The 4,771-nt window shown below is 68.5% G+C and carries 4 protein-coding genes, 2 pseudogenes and 1 riboswitch; of the genes and pseudogenes, 3 read left to right on the forward strand and 3 right to left on the reverse strand.

The genetic code is table 11. The features are described from left to right. Nucleotides 1-203 (forward strand): annotated as a pseudogene (locus tag WAW85_RS13995) (peroxiredoxin); the annotation flags it as partial. Between the two features lie 60 nt (nt 204-263). On the opposite strand, the gene WAW85_RS14000 reads toward WAW85_RS13995, so the two are convergent. Both WAW85_RS14000 and WAW85_RS14005 read right to left on the reverse strand, forming a co-directional pair. Next, nucleotides 264-1,055: a hypothetical protein gene (locus tag WAW85_RS14000; protein ID WP_422560210.1), complete on the reverse strand. Its 792-nt coding sequence runs from the start codon at nt 1,053-1,055 to the stop codon at nt 264-266. A gap of 6 nt (nt 1,056-1,061) precedes the next feature. Next, entirely contained in the window at nt 1,062-1,457 is a 396-nt protein-coding gene (locus WAW85_RS14005) for a hypothetical protein (protein ID WP_422560211.1), read from the reverse strand. 79 nt (nt 1,458-1,536) lie between these two features. After that, nucleotides 1,537-1,603: riboswitch (guanidine-III (ykkC-III) riboswitch) on the forward strand. A gap of 13 nt (nt 1,604-1,616) precedes the next feature. Here WAW85_RS14005 and WAW85_RS14010 point away from each other — a divergent pair. After that, the gene (locus WAW85_RS14010; protein ID WP_422560212.1) at nt 1,617-1,931 is read left to right on the forward strand and encodes a DMT family transporter; all 315 of its coding nucleotides are present in this window, start codon (nt 1,617-1,619) and stop codon (nt 1,929-1,931) included. A gap of 10 nt (nt 1,932-1,941) precedes the next feature. Here the strand turns inward: WAW85_RS14010 and WAW85_RS14015 are convergent, their stop codons facing one another. Beyond that, a complete protein-coding gene (locus WAW85_RS14015; RefSeq protein WP_422560213.1) occupies nt 1,942-4,332 on the reverse strand; it encodes an acetyl-CoA acetyltransferase in 2,391 nt (796 codons plus the stop codon). A gap of 70 nt (nt 4,333-4,402) precedes the next feature. Between WAW85_RS14015 and WAW85_RS14020 the strand changes: the two are divergent. Further along, nucleotides 4,403-4,771 (forward strand): annotated as a pseudogene (locus tag WAW85_RS14020) (DUF1298 domain-containing protein); the annotation flags it as partial.

Raw genomic sequence — 4,771 nt, forward strand, 5'->3', positions numbered from 1 at the left:
ATTACCCACTGCTCGCCGACGTTGACGGCGCGGTGGCTGCGGCGTACGGGGTGGGTCGCGGCGGCCTGCTCAAGCTCGCCGGGATGGCGACCAAACGCACCACCTTCGCCATCGCCACCGACGGCACCGTCGCCGAAGTCATCGCCTCAGAGATCAACATGAACGTGCACGCCGACAAGGCCCTCGCCGCGTTGCGCGACTGACCGATCGGCGGGCGCATCGATGATTGAGCCGGGAGGAACGCAGTGACGACCGTGTCGACATCATCCTGCGGTCGGGGCGGCGGGCGCGGGATCGGCGGCGGTGGGGGTGCCGCCAATGACGTCGTCCCAGGCCCCGCGGACCCGGCCCCAGCGGTCGTTGAAGGCGTCCTCACGCCGCTGGGCGTGCGCACGTCGGCGATCCCGGTAAAACCATCGCGCCCACGGCGAATGCGGACGGGCCAGCCGGACGGCGCTGACCCACGCCACCGGCCCAAGAAAGAGGCCGAGCAGCATGCACGCGTATTTGGCTTTGAGCGCCACGACCGTGACGATCCCGAAATGCACCACCAGGGCGATCACGACGACGGTACGGCGTGACTCGGTCGTCGAACTCAGCTCGGGCACATTCGCCGGGGAGAAGCCGACCACGGCCAGCCCGATGCACGCACCGGCGAGCGTCACCATGTTCACCGACAGCTGGCCCTCTTGCGTCCAGTAGACGTCCTGCAGTCGGAAGATCATCGCGAACTCGTCGAGCACCAGCGATGATCCCGAGCCGATGAGCACCGCCGCGACATACGGCCACGGGGTGTGTGCGGGTGCGCCGAGCGCGGTGAACGCGCCGATAATCAGGAGAATCATGCCCGGTGTTGAGTGGTGCATATGCACGCCGCCAGCCGAAACATTGTGGAACGGCCCCCGACCGGACCGGATCAGACGGGTGATGGTGCGTGTGATGAGGAAGGTCGTCACGAACGCGCAGAAGGCCAGCAGGAGCGGACCTTTACCGCCGTCGACGATGTTGAGTTGCCACCAACTCGTCGACGTCGACGCGGCCGCCGACCAGTACATGCCCGGCTAGTCGCTGTCGAGTGCGGCGACGGCGATGCCGTACGGCAGGAACCGGACGCGGCGCAGCGCATCGGTGTTGTGCTGGTGGGCCCGCAGTGCCTCGATCTCGGTGCGGAAAACCTGTTCGACACGGGTGCCGCCGTCATCGACGGAGACGACGGCCCACACGCCGCTGCTCGCATCGGCGGGCGCTGCCTTCTCCGCCGGGGCCGGCGCGCGGGAACCGGTGGCGCGGGAGTTGGTGGCGCGGGAGTTGGCGGCGTCGGCGATCGTCGACCATGCGGCCTGGCCGGCCTGTCCGGTGAGGAACTTGCCCACGAGATCTTTCAGCCCGTCGCCCACCTCGCGGGTAAAGCGGTCGAAGTCTTCGTCGTCGGGTCCGAAGGGGTCGTCTGCGGCCATCGTGACCTCCTGGGTACGGCGCAACTGGTATCGCTTCCACGGTACCGATAGCCTGGTTCTGCTGCCCGAAGATTCGGTGGCAGCGCCGATTCCCCGGCAAGCCGGACGAGCCCGCCGTACCCGGACCAGCGACAAGACGGTGGAGGGGAGGGCTCGACTATGGCGTGGCTCGTTCTTATTGTCTCCGGTGCGTTCGAAGCCGTCTGGGCGACGGCGCTCGGCCGCTCCGAGGGGCTCAGTAAACCCGGACCGTCGGTGGTGTTTGCCGTCGCACTGGTCATCTCGATGGCCGGCCTCGCCTACGCCATGACCGACCTCCCGACGGGCACATCCTATGCCGTCTGGGTGGCCGTCGGCGCGATCGGGACCGTCGCGTACGCGATGGCGACCGGCACCGAAACTGTTTCGCTCGTCAAGGTCCTCTGCATCGGCGCTATTGTCGCCGGGGTGGTCGGACTCAAGTTGGCTGGCTGAGCCGCCCGAGTCAGCGTCCGGTCCAGCGGGGCTTGCGGCGCTGCAGGAACGCCAGGATGCCTTCGCGGGTATCAGCGGAGACCAAGACCCGGTCGAGAACCGACAGGCTCTCGCGCACCGCGGTGACGGTGTCGCCGATGGCCTCCGAATCGGCCATTACGGCGATCGATTCGGCGACCGAGCTCGGGGAGGCGGCCAGCACTTCGGCGGCCATCTCCCGGGCCAAATCCAGTGCCTGTCCAGGTGAGGCGAGGCGGGAGACCAGGCCGTGTGTCAGCGCCTCGTCGGCGGTGAGGCGACGGCCGGTCAGGATCATGTCGCGGGCCAGCGCCGGGGGCAGCACACGCGGCAGCCGCACCAGACCGCCAGCCGCGGCCACCAAGCCGACCTTCACCTCCGGCAAGCCGAACGACGCGCCGGCATCGGCGACGATCAGGTGGCAGGCGAGGGCCACTTCCAGGCCGCCGCCGAGCGCGAAACCATTGACCGCCGCGATGATCGGCTTGGGCCGGTCCCGGCGGGAGGTGAGACCGCCGAAGCCATTCGCCGGGGTCGCCAGGCCGCCGCCGCCGGCGCTGGCCGCAAGGTCGTTGCCCGATGAGAACGCGGTGTCGCCCGCGCCGGTGAGGATCGCCACCCACAGCTCGGGGTCGGCGAAGTAGGCATCGAAGATCTCGTCGAGCTCGGCGTTGGTCTGCGGACGGAGGGCGTTCCGGGAATCGGGTCGGTTGATCACGATCTCCAGCACGCGGCCTTCGCGACGCACGATCACATCGCCGTACTGGTCGCGGAAACCGATCGGGCGACGCGGACGCAGCCGATCCATCGTCGGCTCGTCCACGGTGACGTAGTTCCGTGCGGGTTCGCACCGCACCCACACGTCGGTGCCGATTGGGTCGTCGGCGCGCAGGAGCCGGTCCAGGAGTGCGTCGTCGCCGGGTGCGACGGTGGAGATGAAGCGTGCACCGTCGGCCATTCGGCCGATCACGATGCCGGCGCGGGAGTCCCGATCGGGGTCGAGCACCGTGTACGTCTCGATCACGCCGGGGCCATCAGGAAAGCGGCATAGCGGGATGTGCGCGCGGGCGTCCAGTTCGGCCTGCGGGCGCGCCGAGGTCGACAAACGCCACGGCACCGGGGTCGTACCGTAGATACCGACCGATAATTTGCTGAGCATTCCGCCGTTGGCGGTGACCAGCCCGAGGATGCCGGGGGATCGGCGGACGCGCTGTACCACCTCGGCGATGCCGTGCATCGAATAGTTGTTTCCGGGACCGCCGAAGTAGGGCAGACCGCCGGTGGCAGTCAGTCCGCGGGGATCGTCGGGCGCGAGCCCCAATGCCTCGGTGAGTACGGAGACGGCGATGGGAAAGCAGCTGTACAGATCGAAGGCGCCGATCTGGTCCACATCGGTGCCCGCCATGGCTAGGGCCGCGTGCACGGCGGCGACCGACGCCGGGGCCTGCGCCAGCTCGGGACGTGCCATCAGCGGTTGCTCGACGGTATCGGCATGACCGTGGAGATAGACCCATTTGCTGCGGTCGATGCCAGCTGCTTCCGCGGCGGCCTCCGACATCAGCAGCACGGCGGCGGCCTGGTTCACGTGGTCCCGGGCGATGAGGCGGCGGGGATACACCTCGGTGACGAGCCGGTTGGACTCGCTGACTTCCACCAACTCGGCGACGGTGTGCGCACGAGGGGCGGCCGCATGCGGGTTGGCGGCTGCCACGGTCGTCATCGGGGCAAATAGCTCGCCCATACCCCGGGCGTACTCCTCGCGGGAGGCGCCGAGTCGGTGTCGACGGGCATTTTCCAGCAGGGAGTATTGGGTTGTCGGCGATACGACGCCGTGCTTTACCTCCTCGACCGAGACCATTCCGGCGATACCGAAACCGCGATCTTCCAACTGGCCATCGATGTGTTCAGCGAAGTCAGGTTTGGGCCCCGTCGATACCAGGGCGTTGCGCACCGTCGACATCACTTCAGCACCGAAGAGGACCACCGCCTGCGACGTGCCGGCGGCGATCTGCCCGGCGAACTCGGTGATCAAGTGCTGCGGGCTCTGGCCGCCGGTCACTTCTTCCACGGCCCGGGTCGGATCCATCCCGGTGCGCGTGGCCACGGCGCGCGGCATATTGTCCGGGCGCCCGAACGGGGAGTGCCCGGCGGGGCTGGACTTCTCGAACGAGCGGACCGCAGCCACGACGTCGATCCGCGCGGCCAGTTCGGCTGGATCAGCACCGGTGTCAGCGAAAGCTTCGAGCACGGCCCGCGCGGCCAGATCGGCTTCGCCCAGGGCGGCGTAGCCGGGATCGTCCAATCGCTCGGAGGACTGTCCTACGCCCACGATCACCGGAGTGGCTGTGGTGGTCGTGTTGTTCGGGGCGGCGTCGTGCGGCATTCGGCTCTCTCCCTCGTACGCTGTCACTGGACCCTACAGCGATCAGGGGTGGTGCCTGGAAGGTGGTGCAATGTCTGCCCTGGCACCTGGTGACGCCGAGATGTTCTGGCATGCGCAGCACCGCATTACCGATCAGTTCGCGCTGTACTGCTTCGCCGCGCAACCGGATTCAGATGCCGGGCGAGTCGAGAACGAACTCCGGGCACGGGTCGCGGCGGTCGACGACCTCAACGTGCGTGTCGCACCCGCGCGGCGCAATCTCGCCTTTCCGCGGTGGGTGCGCCGGGCCGATCCGGCTCCGGTCGTGTGCCACCGCGGACCGGTCCACTGGGACGAGTGTGCGCGGCAGGTGGCCACGCTCCTCGCCGACGGCCTCGACCCGACCGTGGCCGCCAGCCGGATTCACCTGCTCGGACCCATCAGCGGCGCACCGCAGACC

Source organism: Gordonia sp. (in: high G+C Gram-positive bacteria), from assembly GCF_049299075.1.
Lineage (GTDB): Bacteria > Actinomycetota > Actinomycetes > Mycobacteriales > Mycobacteriaceae > Gordonia.